The sequence below is a fragment of the Niastella sp. sgz303648 genome, assembly GCF_059587045.1.
Genome location: NZ_JCAPSW010000002.1, coordinates 579843 through 599816, shown reverse-complemented (window position 1 = coordinate 599816; position 19974 = coordinate 579843). Strand labels below are relative to the sequence as shown.

Below are 19974 nucleotides of genomic sequence, written 5' to 3'. Positions count from 1 at the left end.
TGCCAGGTTCCGGTTACCGGATACCGGTTACTGGTTACCGGTTGCCGGGTTCCGGTTGCCGGGCAATCCGGTAACTGGTAACAGGTAACTAATTATCTGCTGATCACAAACAGCACATCCCTGCTGTCGTTTTCTGCAATCACTCTTAATACATACGTTCCATTGCTTACACTACCCAGCGCAAACTGGTCGTCGGTAGTTAATACCGGGTCATATGCACGGCGCACTATTTCGCGGCCTGTGCCCATATCCTGTATCAGCATGATCAGTTTTTGTTTGCGGTTTAGTTTAACATGCACCGAAAACTGACCGGTATTTGGATTGGGATATAACACCACGGTATCGATAATTTGCACAGGTGGATCATACACAAGTCCTGCATTGGGATCGTATGGATTTATGTATACTGTTTTTCTAAGCGTATAGGCACATCCTTTAAAATAGCCGGTCATAGCAACCCAGTAATTACCGGGGTTACTGAATTTAATACGGGGCGATACGCCTGTTTCAATAACCTGCGCTGCCGGATCAAAACTCCAGTGCACTGAATCGGGAATGGGCATCGACACTTCTTTTATCACCAGTGTATCCAATGCATTTTTACCCGATGCAACGAGGAAGTTGATCTCAGGCATTGCATTGGCCGGATTGATCACTACTGAATAAGCGACCGTACAATTATTAAAATCTTTTATTACCACATTGTAGGTACCGGCAGGAAGGTCGCTCAGTAGCTCATTATCCTGGAAGGTATTACCATTATTAGCCGAGTATTTGTAAGGAGGCGTACCGCCACTGGCCTTAACCGTAATATTTCCGTTTGAACCAACACAAACCGGTTGTGCAGTAGTAATGGCCGATAAGGCAGCGGCAGGTTGCGTAACAAATACTGTGTCATTACTGAAACAACCGGCACCGTCCGTAACATGCAGCACATACTTTCCGGCAATAATACCCGCCAGCTGGTCAGATGTATTGGCAAAGTTTTCCCACTTGTATTGATAAGGCGGTTGTCCGCCGGTGGCTGTAACCTTAACAGCGCCATCATTTCCACTGAAGCACGCCACATTGGTAACAACATTCGAAAACAATACAGGTGGTATCATTGAAACGAGGGTAACATTGGTTGTCCACCGGCAATCGTATTTATCCTTTACCACCACATCGTAGGTGCCGGTATACAAACCGGTAAATGTATTGGCAGTTTGAAATGTATTTCCGTTATCGATGCTGTACTGATAAGGAGCGCGGCCGTTTTGGATGTCAATACCAAATGAGCCGGTAGCAGTTCCGGGGCAACCTACCTCCTGCTTATTGGTAATGGCTCCCTGTAAAGGCTGTGCTGGTTGTGTAAGCGTTATGTTTTTACCAAGTTTACAACCGCGTTTATCTTTTACTGTTACGAAGTAATCTGCGGCCGCCAGCTGATCAAATACGGGTGAGGTTTGATAAGCGCCGCTTCCCAGAGCATACTGGTATCCGCTGCCGCTGCCACCGCTTGCAGTAACAGTGATGCTGCCATTATTACCATTATAACAACTAACCGAAGTGCCTTCGTAATCAGAAGTCTGCATGGTAAAGTCCATAGGTGTCGGCGGCAAACTGATGGGATAAGCTTTATTATCTTCTATACTACAACCTTTGGCATCCTCTACTTTTACATAATAATCGCCGTTAACAGTAAGCGGTGTATTTTCGGTAAACGCTGTATAATGTAACTGATCGCCTATAGAATAGTAATACACGTAATTGCCATTACCACCGGTAGCAGTAATTTTAATACGACCTCCATCGGCTTTACACGCTGCATCAGTGGTTTGTACATCGGTGATCAGCAGTTTTGCGGGTTCTGTTATGATTGCTTCCTGCGAAATCATTTTACAGTTCAATGTTGATTTATTATCCAATACCTGCACGCGGTATCTGCCGGGCTCGAGGGAACTGATTTGTGTATCATCGGGGAACCAGAAATTTTTATGCTGCCAGTTGCTGCCATCCCAGTACTCCCAGTAATAGGAATAAGATCCCGAACCACCACTTGCCAATACACTTACCGCTCCATTGTTCATGCCATTGCAGGTAACCGGCTGTGCGGTTATAGTAGCCATGAGCTCACTACGCTGGGGCACTTCAATCGGTAGCACATAAGTGTCGTTACAGTTTTCATCGGCAGGTTTGGAAGCGATCATTTGATATGTACCTGCTGTTAAACCATTAAACAACCCATCTGTATTACTGCTTACAACAGTTCCGTTATTTTTTAAAGTAAATACGTACCGGCCGCTGCCGCCAGTGCCCTGTACATGAATAGCACCATCATTGCCACCATAACAGCTTACACTATCTGTTTGCAGTATGGTTGCAGTAAGTACCGGCGGAGCTACGAGCGTAACGGTTGTATCCCAGCCGGCACAGGTAAGTCGATCGGCATCCAATACTTTTACCTGGTAACTGCCCGGCAATAAATTATCAAACAAATGATTTACGTCGGTAACAGCTGGGTTTTCGGCAACCTGAGTGCCATCTTTCCATAACTGATAGGTATAGTTACCCATTCCCTGCGACACGGTTACAGCAGTACTTCCATTGGCCGGATCATAACAGGTAGGTTGATTGAATATCGCCGATCCCTGTGTTTTTACGGGTTCCGTTAATACAACCACCAGGCTCTTTTCGGGTGTACAGGCGTTTTTCATGTAAATGGTGTATTCATCAGCCGGCAAACCGGTGCGTTCATATATATCGCCCGAAATGGTAGCGTATTCGGTATTTAATTCAATATGATTTTTTGCCGTTACTTTAAACTGGTAACCACTATTGGGATCTCCCCCTGCCGCCTGCACTTTGAAAGTACCATCGTTGGCAGCAAAGCACGAAATATTGGCTGATGATAATTTGGTAATCGTTAGTTCAGGATATTCTGTAATAGTAATATATATAGGAGAATAGCAATTACCTGAGCTCTCCCCGGGGTTGATCACCCATAAGGTATAATCACCTTTGGGCAGCTTATCGATCACAATCGGTGCATCAGAAGATGATTTGGGCACATTGATCAATCCATCGCTTTGTTGTTCAATCAAACCACAGCTACTCGAAATGGTTCCATCGCTGTTGAATACAATAGAACAGGGACTGTTATTGTTGTTTCCGTTCTTAAGCAACCAGCGTACCTGCGAAAAAGGCGTACTGATGGCATTGTAAGGAATCACCACCTGTCCGTTGTAGGGGAATTGACAGGATGGTTTTATTATGAAATTTGATTGGGTAAGTGTTGGCGGTGCCGGCAAAAAAGTATAAATCGTTTCATTAGACCATTGACTGTTACGTTCTGAACTTTGCGCCAACACTTTGAAATATACATTCTGGCGCTCTGTTATATTATTATCAAAAACAGCCTGTTGTGGTGTAAACCGGGCAAAACGATCAGTATTGCTGTTTGTAACAGGTAGCGTACGCCAGTTATGCTCTGTGAGATTATCAGGCAAATCACAATCGTTAGCATACACAAACCCCAACTCATTTCCCCAGTCATCATATTCCATGTGACCGCAACTATAATAAGGGTAGTCCCAGTATGTGTCCCGGGGATCTTTGTCAGGATTTGGTACCTGATAATCTTCGCTTTGGAGTGCGTATTGCCATTGGTATTTCAATCCGCTATTGTTTGGTTGTACATCTGTGGATAGTTCCAGCACATCATTGGCACAAAATGTATTTAAAAAAGGATTGGGTTGTGGAACCGGCGCCGATGGAGTAGGAATAGAATACCGGATGTACAAATCAGCCCACGCAATTGTTAAACCATCGTCGTTGGTCATTCTTCCGAGTGGCACCATAACACCGGGAGGGAAATTGGCAAGGTTAACCTCCATATCCGATTCCCAGTCGTGTGAATCTCCGTAGCCGCATTTTAAATTCTCTACCGTACACTCATCACTCGCCTTACTGCAATCCCTTTGCCGCTCATGATGCGTGCGCATGAATAGTCTGAATGTGTTGGTTCCTGTAGCCAAACTAAAGGTTTTAAGCGGCTGCCATATATCAGCCGTATAAAATCTGTTGTCCCAGGGCGTTTGTATGCAACGACGATTAGGGTCATTACAAAAGTTGTGCAGAATATAGGCGCATTTATCTTCATCCGAATTATAATAAAAACGGAAACGGCCGCCATAACAAGGCCCATCATCCCAGGTGTAATCACACAACACCGTCTTAACCATAATTTCCACCTGAACCTGTGCATTTGCGGTTAAAAAACCGAGCGCACAAAAAAACGCCAGCCATATACGTTTGTACAATTGTATCATACAGTAATTTGAGGTATTTAATATTCAACAGTTACAGGTTTACTCATCATAGTGATTTTACCACTCGTCCATTCAGCTTTTATCCTGTACGCATACGTGTTGCCTATTCTTATTTCATCATCCGTTACCGACTTTTGTGTGCCGGTAAGTTTTTTGTACAACAGGTACCCCTGGTTATTTACCGAGCGGTATACATAGTACACTGCTGGGTCCTGGTTGTGTTTCCATTCAACACTAATCTGTTTTTTATCACGATTTACCTGTGCCTTTATATCTTTAATGGCCGGGCGATACGCCGTTTCATATACAATATCACCGCTTCGGTCTTTCGACTGATTACCGGCTTCGTCATAAGCAACCAGCTCATAATAATATTTACTGCCTGCCTGTACAGCAGTATCAAGCCATTCGTGTATGTGATTGGCAGTATCGGTAAACACGATGCTTTTATTAAAACTGCCTACCTGTGAACTTACCCGGTACAATACCTGTTTCACCACATCGCTGCTGGTGCTGCTTTTCCATTGCAATAAAATACCGGCAACGGTATCCTGTGCGCGGTTATAGGTAAACACCGGAGCCGAGGGAGGTATTTTATCGGGCCTTGTTAACGTAAATACTTCACTATATGCAGAGGGGTTGTATACTTTATCAACAGCCACCACCCTGTACAGCACTTTTTCGGTAAGCGTTTGTATTTGAACGGTATCAGTGAAACTGTTTTTCCGAAGCACGCGGCGGGTTACTTCGGTAAACTCTTCGTGGGCAGCATTGGCACGAAATACGCGATATCCTTTAAGATCCGCTTCTGTATTGGCATTCCATTCAAGGTGCACAATGCCCGTACTATCTATATTGCCTTTTAAACCAACCGGCATTGCAGGTGGTGTCATATCAATTACCTGACCCAGCTCGGGCAATGAATACACGATGCGGTTATCGGTTGTTTTTATTTTTAACCGGTAATATCCATCGCCGGCCGGTTTTTCATCAGTAAACGAAACAACATCTTTACCAAGCGCGGGAGAAATGTCTTTATAAGGTCCTTCTGCTTTGGCAGCGCGTGTTATAAAAACTGATTGGGTTTTACTTTTTAATAGCGCTGATAAATGCCATTGCACAGATATCTTTTTATTGTCGATAGATGCTAATGTATCGATGAACGGCTGATCAAGTGCACCTGCACCATGACCATTCATTACCTGCGAATACGGGCCTGATTCACCAAATGGAGTTAACCCTTTAATACGATAATACCAGGTAGTTTCATTATCAGTAAGCGTGTCGATGAAATAACTGAACTGCTGATTGGGTTTGTCGGTTGAATACATAACAGGCAGATCTGTTACCGGCTTAAAGTTTTTGCCGTCGGCCGACCGCTCAACCATATAGGCGGTATATATTCCTTTGTCGATGTTCGATAACCATTGCAGGCGTGCGAGACTATCGAGAAATTGTACTGAAAATTCGCGGGGCGGCGAAAGCCGAATGGTTTCCTGCAAAGAAGTAACGCAAACACCGGGTTCAATGGTAACACCCTGGGGTTGCTGCGCCACGGATATTTTATAGGCATACCGCTCCCCTTTTTTAACCGATCTGTCTACAAAGCGCAATCCTGCGGCATTGGCGGCTGCAGGCGACAGATCGCAGGCGAGCAACATAAAACCAAAACGCATGTCGGACTCACCCTGTTTTGTAATAAAATCTCCAATGCCCTTTTCGGGTGCGGTTACCTGAAAGTCTTTACTGTAAATGGCTTCTTTCACCAGTGCAACGCGATCATCTTTTACAGCCATTTGTTCCATTTGTGGCTCGGCAACAGGGCGAATGGGCGTTGCGGTTAACAGCTGTGCCTGCTGAGTAGCCAGATCAACGGCTTTTCCATCACGCGCTACCACAAAACGTTCAATGATATAGCCATGCCGGTTGCCCGACAGCCATGCCACCTGCCCTGCAGGCGCCCATCGAAGAACAACGGAATCGTAACGCGGACTGGCAAGTGCAATTATAGTATGTTGCTTTTGTTGTGCAAGGGAAGTACCTGAATACAACACACAAATCAATACCATCAATTGGTATACGGGTTTCATAGTTTAGGGTTAAATAGGGCGTTATTTATACAGGATATTATAATTTACTGTTGATGTTACCGTGTTGGAGCCGGGCAAGCGATAACCAACTTCAACACCATATTGCTGATTGGCTTCTATTTCGGGATACATAGTGCCAAGCAATTGCTGAATAGCAGCCGGCATAGCCTGCCTGTTACCGGATGTATATTTGGCCACCGCCTTCGACAGCAATTCATGGTAATCCTGATAGGTTACATACGACAGGAAATACATGATGCGAAAGCGGCCTGCCATGGCCGGAGCTGAACCTGCATTCACGGCATCTGCCGTTAGCTGGTAAACATTAGGATCATTATTGAACACACTCACCGCTTTCAACGGTATAGTACCCATTTGTGCAACATTGCGGCGTTCAATTTTTATATTTTCATCCAAAGGATACGACTGGTACAGCAGGGGAATGATCTTGTTTTGCAACCAGTTGTTGGCTGGCACCGCACTGGCAAACAGCAGAGAACTGGTTTTATCGCCATCGCCGCTCAGGTCAAATTTGTCGAACGTTTCGTAGCTGTCGAACCGTTTGCCGATCACCGGCACATAGTCGGTAGCAATATCCATTACATCCATGGTATTGGATGCTGCATTCATTTTTTCGCGGAAGGTGGCATACTTACTGGTTCTGAAAGTTGATTCCAGTAACGATGATTCGGTAGCGGCCAGGGCCACGCCTTTTAATATTTTTTGACTAACCGTGGTAACATTATCGTCATCATCCTGTATGGTGGTGCTTTGTACGGTTACATTGTCGTTGGCCGATACCGCATTGGCCGGTGTTTTAACAATGCCCAGGCGATAGATCATTTCAGCCGCCAGGTTAGCAGGTACATCAAAATTCACCTGTGCTTTATCAGCGTCATAGGCTACAGCGGCATTGATCGCATTGCCATCACCGCCTTCGAAGCGGGCATAATATTTCCAGCTTCCGTCTTTATCGTTTTCAACAAACAGATAAGGCTGCCCTCTTTTCAGCTTAATATAGCCATGGCTATATTCTTTTGGAAAGAAGTTATACTGCTGATTTACGGGGTAACTGTAAGCAATATTTTCTGCAGGTATATAATCCGGAGCTGTTCCTGTATGGAAGCTTACCGATTTTGTTTCATAATCAATTTTACCATTTTCAGTAAGCGGCTGCCACGTTGAGCCGGTCCATTTTTCAATATGCAGTTTAACAGATGCTACCAGGTCGGCATCGGGTGGCAGAATATCGCGAAAGTTCAGGGTAGCAGCATCTTTGGTGTCGTTCCATTCAACATCGCCTGTAATATCTCCGGTCTTTTTATCGGCCAGTTTAAATTCATCCATCTTTACCTGATAGGTAGTTACCACATCTTCATCATTCATCATACTGAACGATTTTTCGAGCGGCAAATTAAAGGCAACCTGCGGTGAGCTGAATACGCTGATATCCTTAGCAGCATCGCCGGGTTGCATATCATTAATGATCTTTATATCGATCTCTTTACCGCCAACGATCTCACATTTTGAACCTACCTCTAATTTTACCACGGCTTTTCCTTTTACCAAACCTCCCAGAATAGAATACTTTACGCCAACAGCACCTCTGAACCAGGCAGGGTTCGGAAATTTAGCCTGCAGTAAAGCAGCGGCCGACAGATATAAAATATCAAACTCTTTTTTCTTACCCAGAATTTTAACGCGCACACCCACGCGCCCCTGCAGGTACGCATACGCCTGGCCCGAAGCATACCAGCCGTTAATACCAATGGGACCGTCGCTGCCTTTGCAATGCGCTTCGCCGTAATCGCGTAATAAGATATCCGCTCCTGCCCCAAGGCCCAGATAGGCGTATAAAAAGCCGCCATCTTTTCCAATGCCTACAGCCACTTTAAAATGCATACCAAACCCTACTCCGCGTCCGGTGCTCATGGCATTTTCCTGTGACATAAAATTATCTGTAATGCCCAGTGTATTGGTTACTTCGGGCGGTGGCGGCGGCATATCTTCTACTTTGGTACCGGCCATGAAATAACTTTGGGTAGTTGCCAGCCCTGCCACATTTAATCCCATCATTTGTGAAGGACGGCCAACGTACATCCACCATTGACCGGGCTCAAAATGTATCACGGCTTCCGCCGCCAGATTATTAGGCCCTGTACCTTTTATCATTTCATATACATTCACATAGGTTTTTATGTTGGCATGAAAACTACTATTGGTATTATCATAGCGCATATATACTTTGGCCGTAACAGGCGCCTTCGCCTGGTCGCCTTCTTTGTGTTGCACCAGGTTACTAAAGAAATAACCGGAACCATCAAATTGCACATATCGCAATCCACCTTCGGTAGAGAACATCACTTCAAACATCACATCTGCATTAAATACGGCAGCTGTAGGATCGGTAGCTATGGTAGCGCCGGCTACAAAACCGAAGCCTGCATCACGGGAAGGAATATATGTTAATAGTTCGTCGGCATTTTTCATTCCCGTAGTATCTGCATCCGGCATACTATATGGGTCGGGAAGTGGCGGACGTTCCATGTGATACGACAATCCACCCAGCAATCTGCGTATTGAAAAACCGGTGGCTACGGGAATTCGAATGGGAACAAAAGCATCTGCATGCCAGTAACGGTAATCGTCTTTTGAACCAAATATCGCATGGGCCACAATTTCCTGCGGCAAAGATGGTAATTTAAGCGACAGTCTGCCTTTAAATCCGGTGCCATACACGGGATGATCTTCATACAAACTAATGACACCTGAGAGATGAAAAGCACTGGTTTTACAATCGATCGACACATCGCCTACTTTTACTTTATCAAACTTCCAGCGCGTGTGTGTTCTTTCGTACGAAAATTTGTCATTGCTGACGATTTCTTTTTCTTCCTGCACACTGCCCAGCACCATAACACCGGCAGTAGCGCTAAAGCCTTTATCTTCGGCATTCATTAAGGCCATACGCACATGCGCACCAATGGCAAACTGCCCCTGTGACAATCCCAGCGAAATATCATCAAACCCGCAACTGAAGCTTCCGATCTTAAAACCAACACTTCCGTCAAGGCTCAGCGTGCCTTTATGCACGTACGGTTTTTGGGTACTGATGGTAAGATCCTGAAATTTGATACCGGGCGCTTTCAGCACTCCCTTGTTCAGATCAACTCTGCCATGCAGCACGGCACTGGGAATAAACTGTCCCTTATACTTTTCAATTTTTACCTGGCTATTGGGGAATAAGTGAACATCACCTATAAATGTGTGAAATATTTTTTCTTCGGTTGTTTCAAGTACAAAGGCATAATAGGTATCGTCCTGGCGTGTTTCAATAGCAGCCGTGTAATGCATGGAACTATCACCTAAAAAGGAAATATTGATATCTCCTTTTAATGTGCCGCCCATTAATTTATTATGCTGCAACTGCACTTCAACATAATCTACCGATAATGGCCATCCGCCTGCAGAGGCATCGCCTATTTTAATGATATTGGCAGCGCTGAATTTTCCTGAAATGCCGCTGTTGTCGATGGTCATATCGGTAGCTCTTACTGTGGGGCGTTCACCATTACCGTTGTTCAGCTGCGGCGGCAGATAAATGTTCAGCTGTTTCAGGTAAAAGCCTTTCCATAAATTGGGTTCGCCATCCCACGCCGCCAGATCGCTTGATGTAAGCATCAGGCCATCGGGGTTGGCAACATCACTCATGTCAACAGTCGCTTCCTTTACTTCAAATCCAAAATCTTCAATGCCTTTGATAGAGAAGGGCGTAATATCTACACGGGCCAGTATATTATGAAGGTCTTTAGCGTTTATTTGAAAGGTGGCAGTAACTATACTATCTCTTTCGTTCATCGGCACCAGCCAGCCTTTTTCAAACTCAAACCGTCCTTTCAGGTTAACGCTTTTAAAACCACTGCAATCCCATTCAATATAATTACTGTGATCGCCGGGCAATACCAGGTCAACTTTACTGCTTATTGAAATAGTATGAGTGCTCACCAGTTCGAGGCGGGTACCGGCCGCAGCCGCAATGCCACCCGGCGTAAAAGCTACATTTACGGCAGCAAATGACAGCTCTTCATTTGTTCCCGGTAATGCAAGCTGTGCGTAAATATCAAAAAAAGCGCCCTTGGGAGTAAAACGGGCTTTGTCGATGGCTATAATATAAGCCTTGCCATTGATCTCTTTCAAAATACCAACAGGCAGGGAAGCCATGTCGGATTCTTTGAATTCGCCAACAAGCCGGTTTTCTCCTTTTATTTTTTGAAATGTGGCTGAAATTTTTGAAACAAGCGCAGAAGATGTATCTGCAAAATTTGTCTCACTCGCCTGCGGGACAAAATGACAGGTAAGGGCAACAAGCACAAATATGCACTTGCACAGGGCACTGGGCATTCTCATGGGGTTCGGACAGGGTTAACTGTGATAAAGATTTTTGGTGGCCGAAAATTAGAAAACAGTTTTGGATTTTGCAAACGGGTGCTTTTCAGTTTTAAACACATGGGCATAAATACGCATTTACCGGAAAGCCTAACCGATACCATAAACTCACCGGAACATATATCTTTTTTTAATCACTTAAATTAAATATCAATCAATTATAGAAGATATCAATGTGTGTAGCTTTAACAATTAAATTGCTTCCAATTTTAGCCGGTGTTTTTTTTCTCCTGTTTGTTCCGTTTTTTTCTCCGGTTATGTGCAAAAAAAATCCCGCCTCGCGGCGGGATCGTTATAAATGAAAGGTAACCAATCACAACAATAAGGTAACATTGCGATGGTAAGATGAGTACCCAATGTACCCATAACCGTTTGTTGTTCGTGCCCAGGCGCTTACTACAAAACTGTAGGCGCATTGTACAGGAGGCCGCCATGGATTAGGTGTTGAAGGCACCACGAAATTCGATACGCCTGCCCAATCGGCACCCGGAGGTACAGCGGTATCATAATTCTGACTGAAAATACCTACCGACTGATTTTCGCCATAGGTGGCAGCAAAGCTCCACGATTGCAGGTTGCCTTCAGGATCGTGTGCAGTTACCCGAAAACCTAAGCCATCGGCTCCGGGTCCGATATTTTCAATAGCACAGGCAGCAATTTCAGTAGCGCCATGCGTTATGCTATTGATATTTACTTCAGGCACATTGTTATCGATATACAACGAAAGCACCTGCGGTGCAGAAGGTACAGCTGTTACACCATCGGCCTTAAAGAACTCCACTTTAAATTTATGCAAACCGGTATCCATGCCGTATGTTGAGAACTGCACGAGCAGGTCGTCAATTGAATACTCTTCGGCCGGGTTCCAGAGCGTATACTGCTGACTGGCATTAGCCGTGAAAGCCTGCGGAACATAGTTGCTGCCATTCCACCGGTAGTTGGTCCAGGCCGAAACCAGCGGAAGAAAAACAGCGCTGCCCGGAACAGCATGCAAAATGCGGTATTTATTGGCGCCGATGCCGATCAGGGCATTGACGTTTACACGGTTGCCTATTAAATTCAATACACCACCAAAGGCTGCATTCTTAACCTGTACATAATAACCCGGCGCCGTAGTGGCTTTGCCGTTAGCTGCCAGCACCGATGCAGATGTAGGAATAAGTCCTACGGTTCCGATAATGGCGCCCAGCAAACCAGCGGCTGGTGAGGGTTTGGTTGAAAAGTACAGTCTTGTCAGCTGTGAAAAATCTTTATAAAAATTTACGGGGTAATCTGCTGTAAAAGCAGGGTTTGAAGAACTAATTCTGAAACCAAAATACGTATAAGGCGTACCAAAAGGACTAAAAAGACTGGCACTGATTTCGGTCAGCGCAATCTTGAACTTCCATATGCGGTGAGGCGTAGATGATTTTGGCGAAGCGCCGAACTCAACCCTTGATTTTGATTCGGGCGGTTCTGATATACCTGTCCATACACCGGGGCCCAGGTATTTTTGCAGACCAATTTTATTAGGGCTACCAGGAAACAGGCCATAGTTTAGATCTTTGTTAGCCGAAATACCTCTGTTTTCGTCTACATCGAAACTAAGCCAGTAATAATCGCCGGTACCGAAATCGTTACCGGTATCGGCTACAACATCGAGGGCCAGATAAAGGAACTTTGAATCGTTTTGAGCATAGACCCATCCTTTGTCGAATTGGTAAAAGCCTGAATCGCTCCAAACAGGATCCATAATAGAAGTAGCAGGATCGATGGGGGTTTCGGCCCATTTACTTCTGAGCCCCAGTAATGAAGGGAACACCGGAGGCAATGAAATGCTTTCTGTTAGCATGATCGTGAGATTTAACGTTGGTTAATGAAAAATGGTTATAAAGAACACGTAATCGCTATGCAATGGGTGGATTAAAAACAATTATGCTACTATCATTAACCTTAGTTCAGTGAAGTGTTACAGCGTGGGATATCAAAGGTTCGTTTTATTATTTGTTCATATACCCGTACTAACACCTGAAAACAATACGTAATACTACGGTTTTGTTGGATAAGAAGTTATAAGTATACCCTGTTCGTGTTACTTTTTGATCATGATCATTTTTTGAAGCGGAACGCGGAACGCAGAACGCAGAATGCGCGTAGAACGCTGACCAAAATGCTGAACGCTGAACGCGAAAAGCCCAAAAGCAGTTGCACACACGATAACTTCTTTTCGTAACACGCTGTTGAAGATTTGCGCATTTCAATTTTTTTTATAATTTTGCGCCCGACAATTGAACTAACAATCATGATCACTATCAGGACATACAAATTTCGTGTTATTGCCAATACTGCTATCAGAGCGGTAATTGCCAGCACTTGTATTGTCTTTATATACAAGGGGGAGGCAAATCCACCGGGTATAAGAGGGTAAGATCATTTTTATATAAAAATATCAGCCTCTTCATTCCCGAAGAGGCTTTTTTGTTTGTCTCCCCTGCTATAGTATTACCAACAACATTCACAACAATTATTTAATCAGCAATATGAAATTCATCATCAAAACATTTACAAGTGCCATTACAGAACAAGGTCCGTAATGTTGGAGTTGATATGCATATTGCAAAAGCCTCCCGTTACGAAACAGGAGGCTTTTTTTATTTATTATTTATCAGTACAGAATTATGAAACGGTTACATCTATTTAGAAATATTGGAATTATGGCGCATGTTGATGCAGGTAAAACAACGGTTACCGAACGCATGCTGTATTATACAGGACTTATTCATAAACCCGGCAATGTCGATGATGGCAATACGGTAATGGATAGCGATCCGCAGGAAGAAAAACGGGGCATCACCATTTCTTCTGCCGCTATTACCACTTACTGGCAACTGGCCAATGAAACATTTCAGGTGAATATCATCGATACGCCCGGACACGTTGATTTCATTGCCGAAGTAGAACGGTCGTTGCGGGTGATCGATGGCGCCGTAGCAGTATTCTGTGCAAAGTCGGGCGTTCAGCCACAATCTGAAACGGTATGGCATCAGGCAAACCGGTATAACGTTGCGCGTATAGTGCTCATCAATAAAATGGACCGGCAGGGAGCCGATTTTATGCGGGTGGTACAGGAGATCAGGAATGTGTTGCATGCCAATGCAGTTCCTGTGCAGATACCCATTGGCGCAGAAGATGCTTTTACCGGTATGATAGACCTGATAAGCATGAAGGCATTGATATGGAACAATGATGATGGTAAAAACTGGTCTGTGACTGATATTCCGGATCATCTGTTGCCTGAAGCAGAACAGGCCCGTACCCATTTGCTCGAAGAGTTGTCGTTAACAAACGAAATGATCCTTGAGCAGTATACGGATAATTCATCTGCCATAACAGCCGAAAGCATTCATGCTGCATTACGGCAGGCAACTATTCAACAACAGATAGTTCCCGTTTTATGCGGCGCTGCCTATAAAAACAAAGGCATGCAGCCTTTGCTCGATGCGGTAGTGAATTATCTGCCCTCACCGGAAGATATACCATATGTAACAGGTAGCGATCCGAACACAGAAGAAAATGTACAGGTGGCAACCAATACAAACGCACCGTTTACCGGATTGGCATTTAAGATCATTTCGAATGATTACACCGGTAAACTAACTTTTATACGGGTGTATGCAGGAGTGCTTCGCCAGGGCGATGCGGTATGGAACAGTCGCACAGGAAAGCATGTACGTGTAAGCAGGATCATGCGCATCATGAGTAACAAGTATGAAACTGCCGAACAGCTGACCGCCGGTGATATCGGAGCCATTATTGGAATGAAAGATGTGCGAACAGGCGATACACTGGCAACTCCTGATTGTAAGGTGTTACTCGAAAACATAAGGTTTCCTGATCCTATGATCGGGTATGCTATCGAGGCAAAGTCGGCAAAGGAAAACGGACAATTGAGCGAAGCATTATCAAAGCTGCTTGAAGAAGATCCAACGCTGGTGGTGGAAACGGATGCGGCATCAGGACAAACCATTCTGAAAGGCATGGGCGAACTGCATCTGGAAGTTGTATTGGAAAAACTGGCAACGAACTACCAGGTAGCCGTTAATAAAGGAAAGCCGCAAATTGCGTATAAAGAAATTTTCACGCAGGCGGTTGTGCATAAAGAATTGTACAGAAAGCAAAATGGCGGTTCGGGCAGTTATGCCGAAATACATTTTGAGCTTTCGCCACGTGATAATGATGCGCCGGGACTTGAGTTTATTAACGACATAAAAGGTGGCGCCATTCCGAAGGAGTTCATCGGCTCGGTAAATAAAGGCTTTGAGCAGGCCATGCGTACAGGTGTGCTGGAAGGCTATCCTGTTCAATCGATGCGGGTGCGGTTGTTCGATGGATCGATCCATACCAACGACTCACACGCGCTGGATTTTGAACATGCGGCGCTGATTGGTTTTAAAGCAGCGGCTGCAAAAGCCATTCCGAAACTGCTTGAACCAGTTATGCAGGTACAGGTTACAACGCCTGAAGAATTTACCGGTGCGGTTACAGGCGATCTCAACCGTCGCCGCGGCCTGATACAGGGCATGGAAATGAAGAATAACATGCAGTGTATAAAAGCCGAAGTGCCTTTATCGGAGTTATTCGGTTATATCACTGTGTTAAGAACATTAACAAGTGGCCGGGCTGTTGCCGATATCAATTTTCAGGATTACCAGCTGGTGCCTGAAAAGGTAAATGGCAGGTAGTTTTAAGGTGAGTCGTTCTTTAAGGGCGGCTCACCTTTTTTCATTTGAGAATATAAAAAACCATTTCTATATTGCTGAATAAACCAAAAACCGTTTGTCATGAAATATGTGATCCTTTTCCTTGCCGTAGCCATAACCTCCTGCAACTGGGCCAAACAAAAAACAAAAGAAACCGTAAACAAAACAGGTGAAGTGGTTGGAAAAGCAGGCTCCGAATTTGCCCAGGGAGTAGCTAAAGGTGTTGAAAAAACCTTCAGCAATGAAGTTAAATTCTCTGAGCAATTAACCAAACTCGGATTAAAGTCAGGTAAGATAACAATAAGAAGTACCGATTCAGCTACCGACAATAAGCTGACAGTATATTTCATCTTCGACAACAATATCGACCAGAAAATCACCGCCAAAGTATTTGACGAAAACGGACAGGAATATGGTCGTTCCAAACAACAGATCAAAGGCGAAAAAGGCGATGCCCGGTATGTTGATTTTATATTTGATAACAGAACAAATATCGATAGTAAGGGAACGATTCAGTTTGAGTAGTCCCCTTCCTCCCCCTCCCCCAAAAAATCCTAACTTTACCATGAAGTGACTGATGAAATAAGGGTGTGTTATGCGCATCGCTTCATTGATATGGCTTTTGCTGCTGGCGGCTCCATGGCAGGAAGACGCGTTTAAGATAAAACGCGAAAAAATGGTGAAGCAGCAGATCGAACAACGCGGCGTGAAAGATGCTGCTGTTCTAAAAGCAATGCTGACCGTAAAACGACATGAATTTGTTCCTGCCGACCTCGTTGAAAACGCCTACGACGACCGCCCCCTTCCTATTGGTCATGGCCAAACCATTTCGCAACCCTATATAGTGGCGTACATGACCGAAGTAATCAAAGCTCAACCGGATTTTAAAGTGCTCGAAATCGGAACCGGTTCGGGTTATCAGGCCGCCATCCTTTCAGTAATAGTTAAAGAAGTATATACCATCGAAATCGTTCCGGAACTGAGCAAACCGGCTGCCGAAAGATTAAAAACAAACTTCACCAACGTACACGTAAAAACAGATGATGGTTATAACGGATGGATTGAACACGCTCCCTACGATGCAATTGTAGTAACAGCTGCCGCTGAATATATTCCACCCCCTTTGATCAAACAACTGAAAGACGGCGGTAAAATGATTATTCCCGTTGGCTCTTCCTTTATGACGCAAACGCTGATGCTGGTAGAAAAGAAAGGCAATAAAACAACAACGAAATCATTGCTGCCGGTGCGATTTGTTCCGTTAACGAGGAAACAATAGTTTAATTTGAAAATGTGAAAATGAAATACAGGCTACAAGCCTCCGTAGGCCTGCTATCTGCTGCCATCATCGCTTTTCAGTTTGCCCTGATGCAGATACTCTCTATTGTTCAATGGTACCATTTTGCGTATATGATCATTTCAGTAGCCTTGCTTGGCTTTGGCGCCGCAGCAACTGTACTGTCGATATTCCGGCGCCGGTTATTAAAACACCTGCCTATATTGCTTCCTGTTTTAATGATCACCTGTGGTTTAACCATGTCGCTGGTAACAGAGCTTTCACAATTATCTTTTTTCAGATTCGATTCTTACCTGCTGTTTGCCGATTACGCACACATCGGCAAACTATTGCTTACATACCTGTTGTTCTTTATTCCTTTCTTCCCGGGTGCACTCGCTATCGGACTCATTTTCGATCATCATGTATCTGAAATCGGAAAAATTTATTTTTCAAATCTGTTCGGCTCCGGCATTGGGGGATTACTGGTACCCGTACTGATATGGTTTTTATTTCCCGTACAACTGCCTGCACTTATTTCTTTATTGCCTGTAATTGCAGGCACAATCATCATACCACCCCACGATAAAAGCGGGCCGGTACTACATCAGACCAAAACCCTGTTATTGAATTTCGCTTTCATTGCCTTTGCCATTGGTATATTTAAAATATTTTTTCCACCCGAATTGCAGCTGTCGCAGTTTAAAGACCTGAGCAAAACATTATTACTTCCCGATGCAAAAATCATTATCAATAAAACAAGTCCTTACGGATTGATACAGGCCGTTACTTCACCGGCTTTACATTATGCACCTGGTTTAAGTTTAACCGCGCAGCAAACGGCAAACGTTAAGGCGGCTATATTTATCAATGGCGATTGGCATGGGGTAGTTACCGGCCGAAGCGTGCCGGATAGTTCGTTCATTCTTAACTACACCAGTTTTGCACTTCCCTATAAAATGGCCGAAAGAAAGAAAGTGCTGGTATTACAAAGCGGTACCGGTACAGGCGTATTGCATGCACTCAGTAATAATGCGCAAAAAATTACAGCCGTTGACCCCAATACGGTGCTGCAGCAAATTGTAAAAAAAGAGCTGGCAATAAAAAATGATTCGCTTTTTTATAACCCTGCTGTAACGGTGCACTATATGGAACCGCGCAGTTTTTTGTTTACCGACACTGCTCATTACGATCTCATCAGTTTGCCCGTAGCAGGCAGCTTTGGCGGTTCATCGGGTATGTATGCCACGCATGAACAATTTCTGTTTACAAAACAGGCATTCATCCAAATGTGGCACAGGTTAAACGAGGGAGGCGCCATCAGCATTACTGCATATATAGATTACCCTTCGCGAAATCCTTTGAAATTAACAGCCACATTGGTTAAGGTATTGGAACAATTAAACATCGCTCAGCCACAAAATCATATCGCAGCAGTGAGAAGCTGGGCTACCATCAGTTTCGTATTAACCAAATCGCCTTTAACCACAATAGAAATAAATAATATCCGGAATTTTTGTAACGAGCTCCAATTCGACCCCGCCCTGCTACCCGGCCTTGCCCCTGAAGAACGGACAGTTTATCACCAGTTGCAGGACAGCAGCTTTTTCACCAACCTCGATAAATTATTTTCGGCTGAAAGAAATGAATTGTATCGCAACTACGATTTTAATATTATACCGGCTACAGACAACCGTCCTTATTTTTCACAATTCATCCGGTTAACAAACCTGCCCCATCTTGCAGCATATTTTGGCAACCGTTCTATTCCTTTTTTCGAAATTGGCTATTTGCTGATGGCCGTTACCCTGATACAAATTGCCCTTGTTTCACTTGTACTGGTGCTGCTGCCGCTTTTCAAACAGGGTTTTAAAGGAAAAAACAAATGGCGGATTATGCTGTACTTCAGTGGAATTGGAGCAGGTTATATGTTTGTAGAAATGGTTTTCATACAACAGTTTATTTTATATTTCGGACAACCCGTTTACGCAGCCGCTGCCGTGATTACCTCCTTATTGATATTTTCGGGTTGCGGCAGTTATGCATCCGGTTATTTTAGTGCAAATAGAAAAAGATTACTCATCATTTTTACAGCCATTATGCTGCTTCTTTCGTTGTATTCTTTTATGCTTACGCCTGTACTGCAGCAAACAATGAATACAACGCTTTTATTAAAAGAAGGGATCGTTTTTTTATTGATGGCGCCGCCTGCGTTTTGCATGGGCATTCCCTTTCCTGCCGGACTAAAACGGGTAGCTCAGCCCAATACCCCGCAAATTGCCTGGGCCTGGGGAATCAATGGCTGTGTTTCGGTGATCAGTGCGGTGCTGGCCACTATGCTTGCGATAGATGGAGGATTTATGCTGGTGATGCTGCTGGCTGCTTTGGGGTACGGTTTGTCGTTGGGAGCGATAATCAGCAATAAAAAATAAAGATATCTTACTAAAGCTGCCTTTTGGGAATCCGAAAAAGGATTATATTGCTGTAAACCCTCTTATCCCTCAAAATAATGGAACTATTAATAAACCTTACGATTACCCCGGAAAGTATAATAGAAAAAAACAGGCTTGTCTGGAAATTATCTTCCCGAAAAAACTTGTACATCTTTGCTTTTGAGTTTCTGATCGGAGTATTTGTTTTGGTTGAGGGAGCAACCTCAGCGTATACTTTTAAAACTGAAATTAACAATAATACTACAATATATAATGTACACCTATCCATTTCGGTTGGACTTGCATTTATTTTGCTTTCCCTGATATACCTGATTCACCAGTTGATAAACAGGAAGAAATTCTTTCAAAAGGTTAATCAATACTTTAAACGATTCCAGTCAGGTTCCGAAACCATTTCAATACAGATAAATGAAACTGGTGTAAAGTACGTTGATTCAGAAATTATACAGGAAGTTAAATGGAGCGCATTTTCACATTATCAGGTTTACAAAGACTATATTTTTTTGGTGATGCACAATTCACTGGCAACATCTTATACAATTGACAAAAAGCAACTCACCGAAACAGAATTGTCACAACTGCTTGCGTTTATAGATGAAAAAAAATTACCCAAAAAATGATTCTCTGGTTCCAACACGCAACACAGCTGCTATAATACGC

At 44.0% G+C, this 19974-nt stretch carries 9 protein-coding genes; 5 read left to right on the top strand and 4 right to left on the bottom strand.

The genetic code is table 11. The features are described from left to right. Window positions 1-92 precede the first annotated feature (92 nt). The 4 genes from AC59IL_RS06920 to AC59IL_RS06905 form a co-directional block, all read right to left on the bottom strand. A complete protein-coding gene (locus tag AC59IL_RS06920) occupies window positions 93-4310 on the bottom strand; it encodes a T9SS type A sorting domain-containing protein (RefSeq protein ID WP_496551373.1) in 4218 nt (1405 codons plus the stop codon). 17 nt (window positions 4311-4327) lie between these two features. Beyond that, complete coding sequence (locus AC59IL_RS06915) at window positions 4328-6400, bottom strand: fibronectin type III domain-containing protein (RefSeq protein WP_496551372.1); 2073 nt, start codon at window positions 6398-6400, stop codon at window positions 4328-4330. Between the two features lie 21 nt (window positions 6401-6421). Continuing rightward, window positions 6422-10807, bottom strand: a complete 4386-nt coding sequence (locus tag AC59IL_RS06910) for a hypothetical protein (RefSeq protein ID WP_496551371.1) — start codon at window positions 10805-10807, stop codon at window positions 6422-6424. A 352-nt stretch (window positions 10808-11159) separates the two neighbouring features. Then, window positions 11160-12677, bottom strand: coding sequence for a hypothetical protein (locus tag AC59IL_RS06905; RefSeq protein WP_496551370.1), 1518 nt, complete (start codon window positions 12675-12677; stop codon window positions 11160-11162). Between the two features lie 826 nt (window positions 12678-13503). On the opposite strand from AC59IL_RS06905, the gene fusA reads away from it, so the two are divergent. The 5 genes from fusA to AC59IL_RS06880 all read left to right on the top strand — a co-directional run bounded on the left by fusA (window position 13504) and on the right by AC59IL_RS06880 (window position 19934). After that, window positions 13504-15567 carry an elongation factor G gene (fusA, locus tag AC59IL_RS06900; protein ID WP_496551369.1) on the top strand — a complete coding sequence of 688 codons (2064 nt, stop codon included), beginning with the start codon at window positions 13504-13506 and terminating at the stop codon, window positions 15565-15567. 99 nt (window positions 15568-15666) lie between these two features. Continuing rightward, window positions 15667-16110, top strand: a complete 444-nt coding sequence (locus AC59IL_RS06895; RefSeq protein WP_496551368.1) for a hypothetical protein — start codon at window positions 15667-15669, stop codon at window positions 16108-16110. Between the two features lie 70 nt (window positions 16111-16180). Continuing rightward, the gene (locus tag AC59IL_RS06890; protein ID WP_496551367.1) at window positions 16181-16864 is read left to right on the top strand and encodes a protein-L-isoaspartate(D-aspartate) O-methyltransferase; all 684 of its coding nucleotides are present in this window, start codon (window positions 16181-16183) and stop codon (window positions 16862-16864) included. Between the two features lie 20 nt (window positions 16865-16884). Then, entirely contained in the window at window positions 16885-19293 is a 2409-nt protein-coding gene (locus tag AC59IL_RS06885) for a hypothetical protein (RefSeq protein ID WP_496551366.1), read from the top strand. 77 nt (window positions 19294-19370) lie between these two features. Then, a complete protein-coding gene (locus tag AC59IL_RS06880) occupies window positions 19371-19934 on the top strand; it encodes a YcxB family protein (RefSeq protein WP_496551365.1) in 564 nt (187 codons plus the stop codon). The last annotated feature ends 40 nt before the right edge of the window (window positions 19935-19974 follow it).